The organism is Ruegeria sp. BE9 (assembly GCF_056538765.1).
The window spans coordinates 78,750-95,838 of record NZ_JBQFTS010000001.1; the positions used below are offsets into that span (position 1 = coordinate 78,750).

Annotated in this window: 17 protein-coding genes; 12 read left to right on the forward strand and 5 right to left on the reverse strand. The window is 56.7% G+C overall.

The window, feature by feature from the left end; translation table 11 throughout:
• Positions 1-10 precede the first annotated feature (10 nt).
• The gene (locus tag ACR0EO_RS00370; protein WP_480686413.1) at positions 11-739 is read left to right on the forward strand and encodes a hypothetical protein; all 729 of its coding nucleotides are present in this window, start codon (positions 11-13) and stop codon (positions 737-739) included.
• Here ACR0EO_RS00370 and ACR0EO_RS00375 read toward each other — a convergent pair.
• Positions 736-2,199 carry a cobyric acid synthase gene (locus tag ACR0EO_RS00375; protein ID WP_480686414.1) on the reverse strand — a complete coding sequence of 488 codons (1,464 nt, stop codon included), beginning with the start codon at positions 2,197-2,199 and terminating at the stop codon, positions 736-738. The genes ACR0EO_RS00370 and ACR0EO_RS00375 overlap by 4 nt on opposite strands.
• 60 nt (positions 2,200-2,259) lie before the next feature.
• Here ACR0EO_RS00375 and ACR0EO_RS00380 point away from each other — a divergent pair, with 60 nt between their 5' ends.
• Complete coding sequence (locus ACR0EO_RS00380) at positions 2,260-2,829, forward strand: cobalamin biosynthesis protein CobQ (protein ID WP_480686415.1); 570 nt, start codon at positions 2,260-2,262, stop codon at positions 2,827-2,829.
• 65 nt (positions 2,830-2,894) lie between these two features.
• Here ACR0EO_RS00380 and ACR0EO_RS00385 read toward each other — a convergent pair whose 3' ends face one another.
• Positions 2,895-3,215, reverse strand: coding sequence for a DUF6280 family protein (locus tag ACR0EO_RS00385; protein ID WP_037310273.1), 321 nt, complete (start codon positions 3,213-3,215; stop codon positions 2,895-2,897).
• Positions 3,216-3,433: 218 nt separating this feature from the next.
• Between ACR0EO_RS00385 and efp the strand changes: the two genes are divergently transcribed.
• On the forward strand, positions 3,434-3,997 hold the full coding sequence (gene efp / locus ACR0EO_RS00390) for an elongation factor P (protein WP_170325421.1): 564 nt from the start codon (positions 3,434-3,436) through the stop codon (positions 3,995-3,997).
• Positions 3,998-4,052: 55 nt separating this feature from the next.
• Here the strand turns inward: efp and ACR0EO_RS00395 are convergent, their stop codons facing one another.
• Positions 4,053-5,042 carry an ABC transporter transmembrane domain-containing protein gene (locus ACR0EO_RS00395; protein WP_480686416.1) on the reverse strand — a complete coding sequence of 330 codons (990 nt, stop codon included), beginning with the start codon at positions 5,040-5,042 and terminating at the stop codon, positions 4,053-4,055.
• Positions 5,043-5,103: 61 nt separating this feature from the next.
• Positions 5,104-5,841 carry a CAF17-like 4Fe-4S cluster assembly/insertion protein YgfZ gene (ygfZ, locus tag ACR0EO_RS00400; RefSeq protein ID WP_480688199.1) on the reverse strand — a complete coding sequence of 246 codons (738 nt, stop codon included), beginning with the start codon at positions 5,839-5,841 and terminating at the stop codon, positions 5,104-5,106.
• A 73-nt stretch (positions 5,842-5,914) separates the two neighbouring features.
• Between ygfZ and ACR0EO_RS00405 the strand changes: the two genes are divergently transcribed.
• Complete coding sequence (locus tag ACR0EO_RS00405) at positions 5,915-6,589, forward strand: TIGR04283 family arsenosugar biosynthesis glycosyltransferase (protein WP_480686417.1); 675 nt, start codon at positions 5,915-5,917, stop codon at positions 6,587-6,589.
• An 820-nt stretch (positions 6,590-7,409) separates the two neighbouring features.
• On the opposite strand, the gene ACR0EO_RS00410 is transcribed toward ACR0EO_RS00405, so the two are convergent.
• On the reverse strand, positions 7,410-8,279 hold the full coding sequence (locus ACR0EO_RS00410) for a MurR/RpiR family transcriptional regulator (RefSeq protein ID WP_480686418.1): 870 nt from the start codon (positions 8,277-8,279) through the stop codon (positions 7,410-7,412).
• 155 nt (positions 8,280-8,434) lie between these two features.
• Here ACR0EO_RS00410 and ACR0EO_RS00415 point away from each other — a divergent pair, with 155 nt between their 5' ends.
• The 8 genes from ACR0EO_RS00415 (at position 8,435) to ACR0EO_RS00450 (ending at position 17,089) form a co-directional block, all read left to right on the forward strand.
• On the forward strand, positions 8,435-9,190 hold the full coding sequence (locus ACR0EO_RS00415) for an N-formylglutamate amidohydrolase (protein WP_480686419.1): 756 nt from the start codon (positions 8,435-8,437) through the stop codon (positions 9,188-9,190).
• Positions 9,187-9,771, forward strand: a complete 585-nt coding sequence (locus ACR0EO_RS00420) for a TRAP transporter small permease subunit (RefSeq protein WP_480686420.1) — start codon at positions 9,187-9,189, stop codon at positions 9,769-9,771. The genes ACR0EO_RS00415 and ACR0EO_RS00420 overlap by 4 nt, the downstream gene beginning before the upstream one ends.
• Entirely contained in the window at positions 9,768-11,087 is a 1,320-nt protein-coding gene (locus ACR0EO_RS00425) for a TRAP transporter large permease (protein WP_480686421.1), read from the forward strand. The genes ACR0EO_RS00420 and ACR0EO_RS00425 overlap by 4 nt, the downstream gene beginning before the upstream one ends.
• Before the next feature lie 51 nt (positions 11,088-11,138).
• Complete coding sequence (locus ACR0EO_RS00430) at positions 11,139-12,173, forward strand: TRAP transporter substrate-binding protein (protein ID WP_480686422.1); 1,035 nt, start codon at positions 11,139-11,141, stop codon at positions 12,171-12,173.
• A 55-nt stretch (positions 12,174-12,228) separates the two neighbouring features.
• A complete protein-coding gene (locus ACR0EO_RS00435; protein WP_480686423.1) occupies positions 12,229-13,578 on the forward strand; it encodes a glutamine synthetase family protein in 1,350 nt (449 codons plus the stop codon).
• An 86-nt stretch (positions 13,579-13,664) separates the two neighbouring features.
• Positions 13,665-15,047, forward strand: coding sequence for an aldehyde dehydrogenase family protein (locus ACR0EO_RS00440; protein WP_480686424.1), 1,383 nt, complete (start codon positions 13,665-13,667; stop codon positions 15,045-15,047).
• Positions 15,048-15,114: 67 nt separating this feature from the next.
• Positions 15,115-16,260 (forward strand): iron-containing alcohol dehydrogenase, encoded by a 1,146-nt coding sequence (locus ACR0EO_RS00445; RefSeq protein WP_480686425.1) that lies wholly within the window; start codon positions 15,115-15,117, stop codon positions 16,258-16,260.
• Between the two features lie 58 nt (positions 16,261-16,318).
• The gene (locus tag ACR0EO_RS00450; protein ID WP_480686426.1) at positions 16,319-17,089 is read left to right on the forward strand and encodes an alpha/beta hydrolase; all 771 of its coding nucleotides are present in this window, start codon (positions 16,319-16,321) and stop codon (positions 17,087-17,089) included.

Below are 17,089 nucleotides of genomic sequence, written 5' to 3' on the forward strand. Positions count from 1 at the left end.
GTAGAGAACAATGACGGATAAAGTCGCGAAAGCGGGTATCGAGGACGTGTTGTCCTCGATCAAAAGGATGGTCAGCGAAGAGGATCGGAGTACTCCGGGCCCGCTGGCCTCAGCCATCAAAAGAAAACCAAGCAGGTTGGTGCTGACGGACGCGTTGCGCGTTGGCGATGCGCCGCAGGATTCCCAATCAGCCACACAAGAACCAGCCTACAAGGCTGAGGATTCTGTAAAGCCGATGCTCCTGCGGGCCTGCGATATCGTTAAACACGCCGAGCCCGCGGTTGAGCAGAATACAGAATCCGAGCCGGAAGATGGTCCGGTTGATAGCCTAAGCGCCAAGATCGAGGCGCTAGAGGCTGCGATTGCCAAAACTGAGGACCAATGGGAGCCGGACGGCGACAGCGATGATGCCTATTCCGGCACAACGACCCGAGCGTTGCATTGGCACATTGAAGATGAATTCATTGTGGCAGACAGCACCACGGCCAAAGTGGCAGAACCTGAACAGCCTGAGCTTACCAAAGCTACGTTCATACGGGATACCGAAATCGCTGAGCGCACACCGACCCAACCTCAACCGGTGGCTCTAAGCTTGGATGAAGATTCGTTGCGTGACCTTATCGCTCAGGTCGTGCGCGAGGAACTTCAGGGCGTTTTGGGAGAGCGGATCACCCGCAACGTTCGCAAGATGGTACGTCGCGAGATTTACCGCGCACTGGCCGAGCAAAAAACCGACTAGCTTCCATGCCTCTTCGGGGGCGTGGCCATGGCCAATATCTGGTCCAGATCCATGTGCTGTTCCAGATGATCGGCCAAAGCATCAAGCGTTTCTTCTATCCCATCCTCATAGGAAAGATCCGAAGCCGCACCCAGTTGTTCGAGGTAACTGGATCTGAAGGCGTCCGACGAGAATATCCCGTGCAGGTAACTTCCGCGTATACGCCCGGTTGAATCCGCTGCCCCCTCCGGCCTGTTTTCGACTTCGAGCCATGCGCGGGCGCAATCCGGACCTTCGGTTCGACCCATGTGGATTTCGTAGCCACTGACTGGCTCGCCGCCCGGTATCGTTTGCGCAGAGCGAAGAGTGACTTGCTTCTTTCCGGCCATGACCGTGTGCACGTCTAACAGGCCCAACCCTTCCACGGTGCCGGGGCGCCCGTCGACCCCGTCTGGGTCTGCGATAGTCTTGCCCAACATCTGAAAGCCTCCACAAAGGCCCATTACATGACCACCGCGGCGGACGTGGGCGTATAGGTCGATATCCCAACCCTGCGCCCGGAAATACGTCAGATCGCCTATTGTCGATTTACTGCCGGGCAATAGCACTAGGTTCGCGTCGCCGGGCAGGGGGCGGCCGCCGGGGACGATCTCAACCGAGACGCCGGGCTCTGCCGACAACGGGTCCAGGTCATCGAAATTGGCCATCCGCTCAAGCTGTGGCACGACGACTTTGCAAGCTCCGCCGCTGTGCGAGCGGATATCCATCATATCTTCCGCAGGCAACTTCCAAGCGTCATGGAACCAGGGGACAACGCCCACACAGGGCCACCCTGTTCTTGCCGCGATGTCGTCGCGCCCTTCGTCAAACAGGGACACATCGCCTTTGAACCGATTGATGGCAAAGCCGTTGATCATTGCCAGGTCATCTGCGTCCAGAACGGCCTGTGTTCCGACAATCTGAGCGATAACGCCACCCCGGTGAATATCTCCGACCAGAACGACGGGCACGCCAGCGGCGCAGGCAAAGCCCATATTGGCGATGTCACTTTTTCGAAGGTTGGTTTCAGCAGGGCTACCCGCGCCCTCGACCAGTACCAGATCGGCGTCACTGCAAAGCCTGTCAAAGCTCTCCAACGCGGCGCCCAAAAGCTTGGACTTGTCCTTGCGGTAATCGCCCGCCTTCATCGTGCCCGCACGTTGACCTTGAACGATGATCTGTGCGCCGGTGTCGGTTTCTGGCTTAAGCAGAATTGGGTTCATGTCCGTATGGGTGGGGCGCTTGGCTGCTCGGGCCTGCAGCGCTTGTGCTCGACCGATCTCTCCGCCGTTTTCAGTCACCGCGGCATTGTTGGACATATTTTGAGGTTTAAACGGAGCGACCCTAAGACCGCGCCGCGTAAAAGCACGCGCCAGTCCGGCAACCAAAATCGATTTTCCAACATTGCTGCCGGTGCCCTGAATCATGATGGCGCGAACCATAGCCGTCTCCTATATCTTGACGCGCAGATGACCTGATTTGAGCGCAAAGGAAAAGCCCGGATGAACACGCCAGCGCATCTTTTGATCGGCGCCGCCGCGTTTGCGCGGCCTGCGCAGGGGCGCATCCTTTGGGCAGCGGTGTTAGGATCTTTGCTGCCTGATCTGTCACTGTACGTAATGGCGGGGGTATCGCTGTTCATACTCCGCATCCCGCCGCAGGTAGTGTTCGATCAGCTTTACTTTTCTCCCGCGTGGCAAACGGTTTTTGCGATCGATAACTCTTTTGTCCTCTGGGGGCTAGCGGTCTGTATTGGACTTTGGAGCGGATGGCGTTTCCTGACAGTTGCCGCGTCAGCGGGTCTGTTACATCTGTCTCTGGATTTCTTGCTGCATGCGGGCGATGGGCGACCGCAGTTCTGGCCGATAAGCGATTGGGTGTTTCACAGCCCTGTCAGCTATTGGGATAGCTCCCATTACGCGTTTTGGGTCGCGCCGATATCAGCTTTGATCTGCGTGGGTTCTTACATCGTGCTGTGGAATAGGGGGCTGACTGCGCCGTCCAAGCTGTTCTTTGCAGCGCTGCTTGGGGCTGAGCTTTGGGTCGCCCGGCAATGGCTTCTGTTTTTTTGACAGGCCAAAAGAAAAACGCGCCCCGGTGTTCGGGAGCGCGTTTTTTCATTCAGAAGGCGCCTTGATCAGGCAGCTTCGGCTTGCTGTGCGGCGTTGCGGCGCTCGCTTTCTTCACGCGACAGAGCGACCGAAGTACGCACGCCACGACCAACGAACTCCATCAGTCCGCTGACAACCCGCTCGTTCGGGTCGATACCCGCGCAGGACAACACCTCGCGACCATCGCGCGAGCGTGCCCAGCGGGCGATTTGTTCGGGGCCATTGCCGTACTTCTTGTCATCGGCGATAGCGTCATCAAGTGCAGCCAACACAACGGCCGCGAAAAGTTTGCGTGCACGATTGCCTTGTTCGTTATTAAAGGCAGTGCCGTCAACGAAATCTCTCATCTCGTCTTCCTTGTTGTTCTTGCTCTTGCATTTTCGGCGTGACGGTCCTTATGACCTATTAGGCGCGATTCGGATACAGCTAAAATGCATAGTTGCGTTGCGTCATTTGCATGGCTTGCTGCAAGTGCAGCACTAGGTGTCGTTGTCTTGTCAGGTGTGGTCCCGCCAGATATAGGGACGGGAACTGACGCATCAACCGTTTGTGAAGGATTTATGTAATGCCCAAGATAAATGGGAACGAAATTCGCCCCGGCAATGTGCTTGAGCATAACGATGGGCTTTGGGCGGCTGTCAAAGTCGATCACGTAAAGCCCGGTAAAGGCGGCGCTTTTGCCCAGGTCGAACTGCGCAACCTGCGCAACGGTTCCAAGCTGAACGAGCGTTTCCGCTCGGCGGACAAGGTTGAGCGCGTACGCCTTGAGCAGAAGGATCAGCAGTTCCTGTACGAATCCGACGGCATGTTGGTGTTCATGGATTCTGAGACGTACGAACAGATCGAACTGCCGGCCGAACTGCTCGGCGAGCGCCGCCCGTTTCTGCAGGACGGCATGACGATTGTTGTCGAATTTTATGAAAGCGAGGCTCTAAATGCCACGCTGCCCCAGAAAGTGACTTGCAAAATCGTTGAAACCGAGCCGGTCGTCAAAGGCCAGACAGCTGCGAACTCGTTCAAGCCGGCCATTCTGGACAATGGTGTTAAGGTCATGGTTCCGCCGTTCATCGGCCAAGACGAAATGATCGTGGTGAACACTGAGACCATGGAATATTCGGAACGCGCGTAACGCTTCGTATCCCGAAACGGAAAAGACCGCGCCGGCACATACCGCGCGGTCTTTTTTAATGCGGTCGCTTCACATGACGATAGCGCTCGGGGTTAGGACCGAACAGTTCCAGCATCAACTCGTACTTGATGCGGTTGGCGCTGACTTGACGGTAGAACGCGATTAGAAAGGCGGTTGGACCCTGAATGCGGCTCAAGCCACTGGTTGCGGCCACGACTGTGCCGACATCTGTTTTGCCATTCAGAACCAAGTAGCCACCCAGCATAAGAACGCCGACAGTGCCTGCGCCGTTTATCACGCTTAGCAGGAATTTGGCGGACAGCTTCCAAAGGAACATTCTGCGGCGGGTGTTGTAAATATCGTCAAACTGAGCGTCGATATCCCGCGCAACGGCGTCAATATCCTCAGCTGTAAGCCTGTCAGTTGCACTGCGGAGAATACGGACGCGTTCGGCGACAAAGATGTTCACCTTGCGCTGCGAGATCAGCACGATGATGATCTGAGGCGCAATCATAGATAGGGCAATCATGCCCAAACCGGGTTGGGTCGAAGAGATATAGCCGATCACACTGATCAGGGTACCGATCTGTACGACCGGGTCCGAAAAAGCTCCTCCGGCGAATTTCCCCAACTCCTCTGCCTCGGCCGAAATTGCAGTGGTCATGGTGCCCTTGCGTACCGTCTCACCGTTTTCACCAATATCCGCTGCACGAACGAGAAGCCGTTGCCGGATCATGCGGATCATGTCTTCGCCCAGAGTCCCTGCGCGATAGCCCAGCAGCCATTTCAGGGCGAGGCTTAGCAGTATGACTGACATCATGCCCACGCCCAGATAGACCAGACGTTCTGTGCTGATGTCATCCGAAGTGAGATGGTTGACGATGTCCCGCTGAAACTCCAGCGGAACTGCTGCCAGGCCTGCGATGGCAATGGACAGGATTATAAGGATAATCTGCCGCCCGGCGCTTGCACGCCAGATTGCTCTGTACAGCTTTAACATATACGCATCCGGATCTTTGAGTTGACCCCAGTTTGGCAGCGCCATGGGGCTTGTTCAAACAGTGCCGAATTGCAGGACGCTTTAGCCGTGCCGGAATAGCAACATGTTAGGGGTTCAGAGTGACCGATGCCCCATCGGCCTGCATTTCCCCGGTGGCTCGGTCAAAGCGCAAGTACGCGATCCCCTGACCATTCGACTGGGTAAATAGTGTACCCGCGGGCTTTTCGCCTGACTTGATCTCGGACCCGACCGGAGCAGAGCCGTCTACACGGACACTCCGCAACCCTTTGCGCAGCTCGGTCTTGTGCTTCATGCGGGCCGTGACTTCTTGGCCGACGTAACAGCCCTTTTTGAAATCGACGCCGTTCAGGGCTTCGAACCCGGATTCTAGGATGTAACTATCGGGTGTAAGCTCGATACCGGTTTCCGGGATACAGTGTTGAACGCGGATGGAATCCCAGTCGGTGCTGTCTTCGGCCTCAGCCTCTGGTGAATAAGCCCGCCAGCCCATATCGGGATGGCGCGGGTCGGGTAGGGCACCTTCAGGGGCAGGCCCAGTGCCGCGTTGCAGGTTCAGACCACTATTCTCAATGGTGACATCAGCGCGAAGCTTGTACATGCCCAGTCGTTTTGCCAACCCGTCGGCGATCTCTTCTGAGACATCCAACAATACAGAGTCATCATCCCGCTTCAGAAAGAAATCAGCCAGATACTTGCCCTGTGGGGTTAATAAGGCGGCATACACCAGCCCGTTTTCCAGTCCTGCAATATCATTGGTGACCAGCCCCTGAAGAAAGCTGTCAGTGTCCGAACCGCTAAGGCGCAGAATACGGCGATTGGGCATCGGGTGGTCCTCGTCATTTCCCTCGGCCTCGTGATATAGGAGTTCCCGCCGCCATGACCAGAGGGTTTCCGCTTTGCCAGCACCGATCAGTATCGTCATCCCGACCCTGAACGCGGCCGAGGCCCTGTTGGACAGCTTGCCAGCCTTGATGGAAGGCCTGCACACGGGACTGATCCGTGAATTGATCGTGACCGATGGAGGGTCGACCGACCTGACCTTGGAAATTGCCGACGAGGCAGGGGCTGAGATCGTAACCGGCGCGCCGTCCCGCGGGGGGCAGTTGCGACGGGGGTGCGCGACGGCCAAAAGCGAATGGTTGCTGGTTCTGCATGCCGACACTGTACTGCAAGAAGGGTGGAGCAAAGAGGTCGGTGAACACCTCGCGACCGGTATACCTGCTGCTTTTCGTTTGGCCTTTGGAGCGAAAGGGTTCTGGCCCGCATGGGTTTCGGGATGGGCCAATCTGCGCAGTCGAATGTTCGGGCTTCCATATGGTGATCAGGGGTTATTGCTGCCGCGTCACCTGTATGAAAAATCTGGAGGTTTTCCAGATCAGCCTCTGATGGAAGACGTAGCGCTGGTGCGCGCCTTGCCACGTATCACCTTGCTGAACACCCGTGCTGTTACGAGTGCGGACCGCTATGCGCGGGCGGGGTGGCTGCGTCGGGGGGCTCGGAACTTGTGGACTCTGACTCGGTACTTTCTTGGCGCTGATCCCGAGCGTCTGGCGCAGGCGTATCGACGTTAAGAGTTGTTCGCAGCTCGACCACGGATTTCCCCAGACGGAAGGGCGCGGCAAAACTGACCAGACAAAGCGCGATGATCTGCAACACTAGAATATGTGCGTTTTCCTGCAGGTACTCCCACTCGTCTTTCAGTTTGCCGACTTGTTCGACCAGATCATCATAGCTTTGAGCGAGGATTAGGTAATCTCCGGCGATGGCGGGCACCTTTCGGCGCATATTGTCAATTGCAGCCTGAGTATCGTCATCCATAGTCGTGAATACTAGGAATTGGTCGATGTTGAAGGCATCCGCCTTGGCCGCCATTGCGCGCATATCATCCTTTTCCTCTTTCGCCTCACGGCCGAACAGGAAATGCAAGCCCTGCAATGGGGCGACCTCGTTTGTCACGGCTATAAAGAGGGGCAAGTCGGCGTTGCTAGCGGTTGACGCCGACAGGAACTCGACCCTGTCGCACAAAACGGCGGTGTCCGGGTCATAGGCCGGATCACAAAAGCGCAATCGAAACCGGGCCGCGTCACGGTCAAAGGCCAGCGTTGCCGCATAAGCCACGTCGATCTGCCGATCCAACCGCGAACTGTCCGAGGTATAAAGCCCCGCCAGAACCGCAACCAGCGCACCTATGCCGCCCAACACAACCCAGACCAGGTCAGCCAGCTTCCAAGCCCTGTGGCCCGCCGGTTTGCGAAACAGAAACGCGGTGCCAATCGCTCCGGCCACAAAGAATAGGATAAGCAATGGCAATTGGTTTTCGGTCACAAATGTCATGACACCAAAGTGACCACCTGCCGGCGTGCTGGCAACACTCCTCACGTGCAGTTGTTCTTAGGAACCCGAGCTTTGACCGAATTTACGGAACAATTTGGTGCGATCAAAAGCCTGTTCCAGCTCGGCTGTACGGTCCTTGACCGAATCCCACAGACGTTCCTGTGCTTCGGCGATGACGCACTCCATCAGCACCAAAATTGATGCCATCGAGTCCCAAGCAGAGGGAACCGCGATACGTGCCGCAAAGGTGTGCTTGGCTAGTCTGTGAATGGGCGAGCGCCATTGATCAGTAAACAAAACGATCTCAGCTTCACGTTCCTGGCAGAGTTGCCCGATTAACATGGTCGAGTTCTCATAGCGTCGTACATCCAGTGCGATCAGGACGTCGTCCTTACGCACATCCAGCAAGTCATGGGTCCATGAGGCGGCAACAGGCAGCATCCGCACATCGGGCCGGATCATTTGCAGGTGCAAATAAAGATACTGCGCCAGCGCACCTGTGATGCGCCCCCCGGTAATGAAAATTCGTCGATTGGGATCACAAAGCAGGTTGCAGAAACTGTCGAACTCTGCCGGATCGACCTCGTCAATCGTGCGTTTCTGGTTGGCCAGTGCCTGTTGAGAATACCGGTTCAGGATATGCTCTTCTGGCAGATCGTTCTGCCAGACATCCCGCTTGGCGACAGGGCCCGAGATCATCTCTTTGACCTCGCCCCTTAGGGCAGCCTGAAACTGAGGGTAGCCATCAAACCCGGTCTTTTGCAGCATCCGAGCAACTGTTGTCGTCGATACTGAGGCCGTACTGGCCAATTCGGTAATGCTGCCAAGACCCGCCATTGGGTAGTCGTCCAGCAGAACGCTGATCAGTTGCCGTTCAGACGGGGTCATCTTGTCACGATGGGCCAGCAGCCTGTCCGTTACCCGCACCCGTTGGTCCTCCTGCATCAGAATTGGCGAAATTGTGCAGAATTTTTCAGCACATTTTGCTTTGTTCAGTTTTGTACAGGAAAATTATTGACAGGTGAATGGTTCGTGTGGAAATTTTTTCACAAATCTCTTTTACGGAATCGCAGGACGGTACATTGGACTTCGGAACGGTTGTTCACACGGATAGGGCGAACAGCGCACCAAAGGTGCTGCTGGTGTGCGAGCATGCCTCGAACCGAATACCTGCGTTCCTTGGCGACATGGGGCTGACGGCCGATGCACGCGAGAGCCACATTGCGTGGGATCCAGGGGCGCTGGGTGTTGCGCAGCACATGGCCCAGGTGATGTCGGTGCCGTTGGTCCATGGCGGGGTCTCTCGACTGGTTTACGATTGTAATCGTCCGCCCGAGGCTGCGGGGGCCATGCCGGTAAAAAGCGAGCAGTATGACATCCCCGCCAACATCCAGATGACGCCGGAGGATCGTCAGGACCGGGTTGATAACATCTACCTGCCTTTTACCGAGGCTGTTTCAGGGCAGATCGCGCAACACCGCCCATCCCTGCAATTGATGGTTACCGTGCACAGCTTCACCCCGGTGTACAACGGTCACCAGCGGGCAGTAGAGCTGGGCATTTTGCATGGCCTCGACGATCGGTTCGCTTCGGCGATGATGGGAACCGTTCCTGAGAGCCCTTCGTTTGTTACCCGCCTGAACGAACCATATTCGGCTGCAGACGGTGTCGCGCATACGTTGGATGTGCAGGCGTATCCCAACAGCTTGTTGAACGTCATGATTGAGATACGCAACGATTTGATCCGCTCGGTCGAACAACAACACGCCATGGCCGCGCACTTGGTGCCGTGGATTGACCAGACACTCGCCGGGTTTGGCGAAGGGGGTGCTGCGTGATCAGAGCAATGGCGTCATACGTACGGGTCGTCGACGCGGTGAACTACCGAATTGGTCGCGTGATGATGTGGGGGCTGTTCGTGATGATGGGGATCCTGCTGTGGTCCTCGATCTCCAAGACATTCTTCCTGCCGTCGCTCTGGACGCTGGAAATGGCGCAGTTCGCGATGGTGACCTATTACATTGTGGGTGGTCCGTACTCGATCCAACTGGGTTCGAACGTGCGGATGGATCTGTTCTATCACAACTGGAGCCACAAAAAGAAAGCTTGGTTCGACGCTTTTACAGTAATGCTTCTGATCTTGTATCTGGGTGTGCTGTTCTACGGTGGACTAGGGTCAACGGCCTACAGCCTTGGATACTGGGGGGATGAGCCGGTCTCATACTTCGTCGGGCTCTTGACGGGCAGTGAAGAGATCGGGCGACTGGAGCGGTCTTCTACGGCATGGCGCCCTTATATCTGGCCGGTCAAAGCCATCATGGTGTTCGGCTTCTTTCTGATGCTGCTGCAGGCAATATCAGAATTCTTCAAAGACATAGCCCGGATCAACGGGCAGGAGATCGGGGTGCCACGGGCATGAGCCAGGAATTTATCGCCATCTTCATGTTCGCGTTGATGATGCTGATGCTGTTTACCGGCCAGCGTGTCTTTGGCGCGATCGGCGCAGTTGCTACCATTGCCGCATTGGCGCTTTGGGGAACAGGTGGGCAAGACATTACCTTTTCAGCCGCGATGAAGCTGATGAAATGGTATCCACTGCTGACCCTGCCAATGTTCATTTTCATGGGCTACGTACTGTCAGAAAGCCGTTTGGCAGATGACCTCTACCGTATGTTCCATGTGTGGATGGGGCCGGTGAATGGCGGGCTGGCGATTGGCACTATCGGGCTGATGGTGCTGGTTTCCGCTATGAATGGTCTCAGCGTAGCTGGAATGGCAATCGGCGCGACGATTGCGTTGCCGGAACTCTTGCGGCGTGGTTATGACAAGACAATGGTGACGGGGGTCATTCAGGCCGGGTCCAGTCTGGGTATCCTAGTGCCACCGTCCGTTGTTCTGGTGCTTTATGCCATGATCGCGCGGCAGCCAGTTGGACAATTGTGGTTGGCCGGGATTCTTCCGGGATTGCTGATGGCGGGGATGTTCATTCTCTACATCTGGATTCGTTGCCGTATTCAGCCAGAACTCGGCCCAGCCATGGAAGACGCTCACGAAGTGCCCCGTGCTGAGAAAATCCGATTGCTAGGTGCAGGGGCGCTGCCGCTGATCATCTTTGCCGCCATGATGGTGCCGTTCGTCAACGGTTGGACTTCTCTGGTCGAAAGCTCGGCCATCGGGGCACTGACAGCGCTGGTTGTGTCTGTCCTCAAACGCCGGATGACCTGGAAGATATTTGAGGACTGCACCAAGCAGACGATGGCAATTTCCTGCATGTTCATGTGGATCATTCTGGCCGCGCTGGGCTTTGGCGCTGTGTTCGATGGTCTTGGCGCTGTGAAAGCGATCGAGAACCTGTTTACTGAACAGCTCGGCCTGTCACCGTGGATGATCCTCATCCTGATGCAGCTCAGCTTTATCGTCATGGGCACGTTTCTGGATGATACGGCAATGCTGGTCATCGTAGCGCCGCTGTATGTACCACTGGTCGGTGCACTGGGCTTTGACCTGATTTGGTATGGCGTCCTGTACACGATCACCACTCAGATCGCCTATATGACTCCGCCCTTCGGATACAACTTGTTCTTGATGCGCGCCATGGCGCCGCCCGAGATCGGGTTGAAGGATATTTACCGCTCGATCGTTCCGTTTGTGGGCGTGATGGTGCTGGCCCTGATTATAATAATGGCATTCCCGGAAATCGCTCTTTGGCTACCCGGTTATGTCTATGGAAACTAACAAGAATGCCCGGCGAAAGGGCACGCAAACTTCAACGGAGAGGAAATTGACATGACGACAAGACGTAAGTTTCTGAAAACCGCCGGGGTGGGCGTTGCCGCCGCACCTTTGGCCACGCCAGCCCTGGCGCAGAATACAATCACATGGCGGATGCAGACCTATGCTGGTCCTGCTCTGGCCGAGCATGTGATCGATCCTGCGATCAAGATGTTCAACCAGATCGCTGGCGACCGGATGCAGATCGAGCTGTTCTATGCTGATCAGCTAGTCCCCACCGGAGAGCTGTTCCGTGCTATGCAGAAAGGCACAATTGACGCGGTACAGTCGGACGATGACTCGATGGCGTCGCCGACCGAAGTAACCGTATTCGGCGGATACTTCCCCTTTGCGTCGCGCTATTCGCTGGACGTTCCGGTGCTATTCAACCAGTGGGGCCTGAACGAGATCTGGGACGAGGAATACTCGAAGGTTGGTGTGAAACACATCAGCGCCGGTGCTTGGGATCCGTGCCACTTTGCGACCAAAGACCCGATCAACTCGCTGGAAGACATGAAAGGCAAGCGCATCTTTACCTTCCCGACAGCGGGTCGTTTCCTAAGCCAGTTCGGCGTCGTGCCGGTCACTCTGCCATGGGAAGACATTGAGGTTGCGGTACAGACCGGCGAGCTGGACGGCATTGCGTGGTCGGGTATCACCGAAGATTACACCGTGGGCTGGGCCGACGTGACCAACTACTTCCTGACCAACAACATCTCGGGCGCATGGGCGGGTCACTTCTTTGCCAACATGGACCGATGGAACGAGCTGCCCGAAGATCTACAGACCCTGTTCAAGGTGTGCTGTGACCAGTCACACTACTATCGTCAGTGGTGGTACTGGGGTGGTGAGGCCAACCTGCGCGTCAACGGCACCAAGATGCAGCTGACAACCATTCCGGACGAAGAATGGGCGACCGTCGAAGAAGCTGCCGTTAAGTTCTGGGACGAGATCGCAGCTGAGTCGGAAACCAAAGCGAAGGTTGTCGACATCTTCAAGCGCTACAACGCCGAAATGCTCAAGGCCGGACGGCCTTATCGTTACGGCTAATACAATTTAGGGCAGGCGGTTTCGCCTGCCCTGACCAACGGGGAATGAGGCTGATATGACTCTGGACGATCTGAAGGCGCAGGTTTCTGCAGGTGAGGTTGATACTGTGCTGGTCTGCATGGTCGACATGCAGGGGCGTTTGATGGGCAAGCGGTTCCATGCGGGTCACTTTGTGGCGGGCGCATGGGAAGAAACTCATTGCTGCAACTATCTGCTGGCCACTGATCTTGAGATGGCGACCCCCGATGGCTATGCGGCCACCAGCTGGGAGCGCGGCTATGGCGACTATGTCATGAAGCCCGATCTGAGCACTCTGCGTCCGGTGCCGTGGCTTGAAGGAACCGCGATGGTCATGTGCGACGTGCTGGATCATCACACGCATGAAGAGGTGCCTCACGCGCCCCGATCGATCCTAAAGAAGCAGGTCAACCGCCTGAAAGCTATGGGCTATGACGCCATGTGCGCGACTGAGTTGGAGTTCTTTCTGTTTGAGAAGAGCTTTGACCAGATACGCAAGGAAGGCTTCCGCGATCTGGAGCCGATCTCGGGCTATAACGAAGATTACCACATCCTACAGACCACCAAGGAAGAGCACGTGATGCGCCCGATCCGCAATCATCTGTGGAATGCGGGCATCCCTGTCGAGAACTCGAAAGGCGAGGCCGAGACTGGGCAGGAAGAACTGAATATCAAATACGCAGGCGCGATGGACACGGCCGAATATCACTCGATCGCCAAGAACGCCGTGAAGGAAATTGCTTGGCAGCACGGCCATGCGGCGACGTTCCTGCCAAAATGGCACCATGACAAAGTGGGCAGCTCGTCCCACGTACATCAGTCGCTCTGGGCCGACGGCCAACCAGCGTTCTTTGACAAGTCAGATGAGCTTGGCATGTCAGCGCTGATGAAAAGCTATATGGCCGGGCTGCTGAAATACGCCTCTGATTACACCTATTTCATGGCGCCTTACATCAACAGCTATAAGCGCTTTATGAAGGGCACCTTTGCTCCGACGCGGATTATTTGGTCGGTGGACAACCGTACCGCCGGTTTCCGCCTGTGTGGCGACGGCACCAAAGCGGTGCGGGTTGAGTGCCGTATTCCGGGGTCGGACATGAACCCGTATCTGGCGATGGCCGGGATGCTGGCGGCTGGGATTGCAGGCATCGAAGAGGGGCTGGAGTTGCAGTCCGCTGCAACGGGCGACGTCTATCAAGGCGAAACGGGCATGATCCCGGGCAACTTGCGTGAGGCGCGCGAGGCATTACTCGGATCAGCTATGTTGCGTACGGCGATGGGCGATGAAGTGGTCGATCACTACGCACGGGCGGCCGAGGTTGAGATTGAGGAATTCGAGCGCGTCGTGACTGACTGGGAGGTTGCGCGCGGGTTCGAGCGGGCTTGATCCAAAGTGTGACGCTCAACGCAGCAAGCACAGGAAACTAAGAAAAGGAAGCAGGGCGAATGCGCCCTCTAGGTGGAGTTGATGGCATGGGCCAGACACTGAAATGCATCTCACCGATTGATGGATCGGTTTATGCGGAACGCGAAACACTGTCGCGCGAGGCGGCTTTTGAAGTCGCACAAAAAGCGAAGGATGCTCAAAAGAGTTGGGCTGCCAAACCGCTGCAAGAACGTATTGATCTTGTGATGGCCGGTGTCGCTACTGTTGGCGCCATGAACGACGACATCGTGCCCGAGCTGGCGCACATGATGGGCCGTCCGGTGCGCTATGGTGGTGAGTTTGGTGGATTCAACGAACGCGCCAGCTATATGGCCGAGATTGCTGAGACGTCCCTGGCGGAAATCGCTGTGGGCGAGGATGCGACGTTCAAGCGCTACATTAAACGTATCCCGCATGGGGTTGTGTTTGTGGTGGCCCCTTGGAATTACCCCTACATGACCGCGATCAACACGGTCGCCCCAGCCCTGATCGCCGGCAACACAGTGGTCCTGAAACACGCTACGCAAACCCTGCTGGTAGGTGAGCGCATGGCGCAGGCCTTCCATGCGGCTGGTGTGCCTGAGGATGTGTTCCAGAATGTCTTTCTCAGCCATGATGTGACGAATGACTTGATCGCAGGCAACGCGTTCGACTTCGTGAACTTCACTGGTTCAGTCGGTGGCGGGCAGGCCATGGAGCGTGCTGCAGCGGGGACATTTACCGGCGTTGGAACAGAGTTGGGTGGCAAAGACCCAGGCTATGTTATGGACGACGCTGATCTGGATGCAGCAGTCGATACGCTGATCGATGGCGCGATGTTCAACTCGGGCCAGTGCTGCTGCGGGATCGAGCGGATCTACGTGCATGAAAGCCTCTATGATGACTTTGTCACCAAAGCGGTTGAGGTTGTGAAAGGTTACAAGCTGGGCAATCCGCTCGAAGCTGATACGACAATCGGCCCGATGGCCAATGTCCGCTTTGCCGACGAAGTGCGCGCGCAAATTTCCGAGGCTGTTGAGGCTGGTGCTGTCGCCCATATCGATACGTTCCCCGAAGACGACGGTGGCGCATACCTTACGCCGCAGATCCTGACCAACGTTACCCACGACATGCGCGTAATGCGGGACGAAAGCTTTGGTCCGGTTGTGGGCATTATGAAAGTGTCTTCTGACGAGGAAGCCATCGCGCTTATGAATGACAGTGAGTTTGGCCTGACAGCCAGCCTCTGGACCCGTGACGTAGACCGCGCTGCGCGCGTAGGTGATCAGATCGAAACTGGTACCGTCTTCATGAACCGAGCCGACTATTTGGACCCGGGGCTCTGCTGGACTGGTTGTAAGAATACCGGGCGCGGCGGCGGCCTTTCGGTCATTGGATATCACAACCTGACACGTCCTAAATCCTACCACCTGAAGAAGGTCACAGGCTAAGGGCAACGGCCTGCTCTGGACTGACCCCCTCGCCAGAGCAGGTCTGAAACTACAAAGGAAACCTGACATGACACTTGTTGGAAATTGGTCCTATCCGACCGCAATCAAATTCGGAGCAGGGCGTATCAAGGAGCTGCCCGAGGCCTGCGAGGCCGCTGGTATGAAGCGCCCTTTGCTGGTCACGGACAAAGGACTGGCCGATCTGCCGATTACGACAGCCACGCTTGATATCATGGAGGCCGCAGGGCTGGGGCGCGGCCTGTTCAGTGACGTGGACCCGAACCCTAATGAAAAGAACCTCGATGCGGGTGTTGCGGCCTATAAAGCAGGTGACCACGACGGCGTAATCGCGTTCGGTGGCGGCTCTGGGCTGGACCTGGGCAAGATGGTTGCTTTCATGGCGGGTCAGACACGCCCGGTTTGGGATTTTGAGGATATTGGTGATTGGTGGACCCGAGCGGACGCCGACGCCATCGCGCCAATCATAGCCGTGCCGACCACTGCAGGCACCGGGTCCGAGGTCGGGCGTGCAAGCGTCATCACCAATTCGGAAACGCACGCAAAGAAGATCATCTTCCACCCCAAAGTCCTGCCTTCGGTGGTTATTTGCGATCCGGAACTGACCGTAGGAATGCCAAAGTTCATCACCGCAGGCACCGGTTTGGATGCGTTTGCACACTGCGTCGAGGCGTATTCCAGCCCCCATTATCACCCCATGAGCCAGGGCATTGCGCTGGAAGGTATGCGTCTGGTCATGGAGTACCTGCCGCGGGCCTACGCGGACGGCACCGATATTGAAGCCCGTGCCCAGATGATGAGCGCGGCGGCTATGGGCGCAACCGCCTTCCAAAAAGGCCTCGGCGCGATCCACGCAATGAGCCACCCTGTGGGCGCGGTATTCAATACCCATCACGGCACCACCAATGCAGTCTGTATGCCCGCTGTGCTGGACTTCAACGCACCTGCCATTGCGGACCGGTTTCAGTCCGCTGCTGCTTACTTGAACATCAATGGTGGTTTTGACGGGTTCCGTGCCTTTGTTCAGGAATTCAACGACTCGCTGGGTATCCCGCGCAAACTGTCCGATCTGGGCGTGACCGAGGATGCGATCCCTGAACTGGTCAAAGGCGCGATCATCGACCCGTCTTGCGGCGGCAACCCGATTGAACTGACCGAAGACAATCTGAGCACGCTGTTCAAGGCCGCATTGTAACAGGCTTGTCTAACCCATCCCTCACCTCTCATACTGATCAGAGGTGAGGGAGGTTTTCATGACAAAAGAGATTGTTCTGATCCACGGGGCCTTTGCCGGGCCATGGTGTATGGAAGATTACGCAGGTTTCTTCCGCGACCGGGGATGGACGGTGCACACCCCAGCGCTGCGCTATCATGGGGGCGACCCCAAAGCTGAACCTGATCCGGGACTGACTGACACCAGCGTTTTGGACTACGCCAATGATATCGCTGAGTTTGTGCGAGGATTGGATTGCAAACCCGTTCTGCTCGGCCATGCCATCGCAGGAGTGGTGGCGCAACAGGTCGCATCTTGTGGGTTGGCCAGCGCTGTCGTCCTGATCAACCCGAACGCCGCGTGGGGGACGTTACCCGAGACTGACGACGAGCGCGCCATCCCACGCGCGTTGATGGAGGGCGGGGCATTTTGGAAACAGCCCATGCGGGTTGAGTTCGACCTGATGGCCCCCTTTGCACTCAACAAGATGCCCGAGGCGCAGCAGCATGAGGTGTTTGACAAATTGGGTGCTGAAAGCGGGCGGGTGATGTTCGAGATGTTCTTCTGGATGTTTGACGATCACCACGCGATGAAGGTGGACATCGACAAGGTCGATTGCCCGGTGCTGATTGTCTCGGGAACTGAAGACCGGGCCGTGAACCCCAACACCTGCCGCGCGCTGGCAGATCTGTACGGTGACCGCGCGACCTTCATGCCCGTCGAAGATCACGCGCATTTCCTGTTCATGGAGCCCGGCTGGGAAAAGCCAGCCACGCAGATCGCGGACTGGCTGGAGGATAAGGTGGGCTAG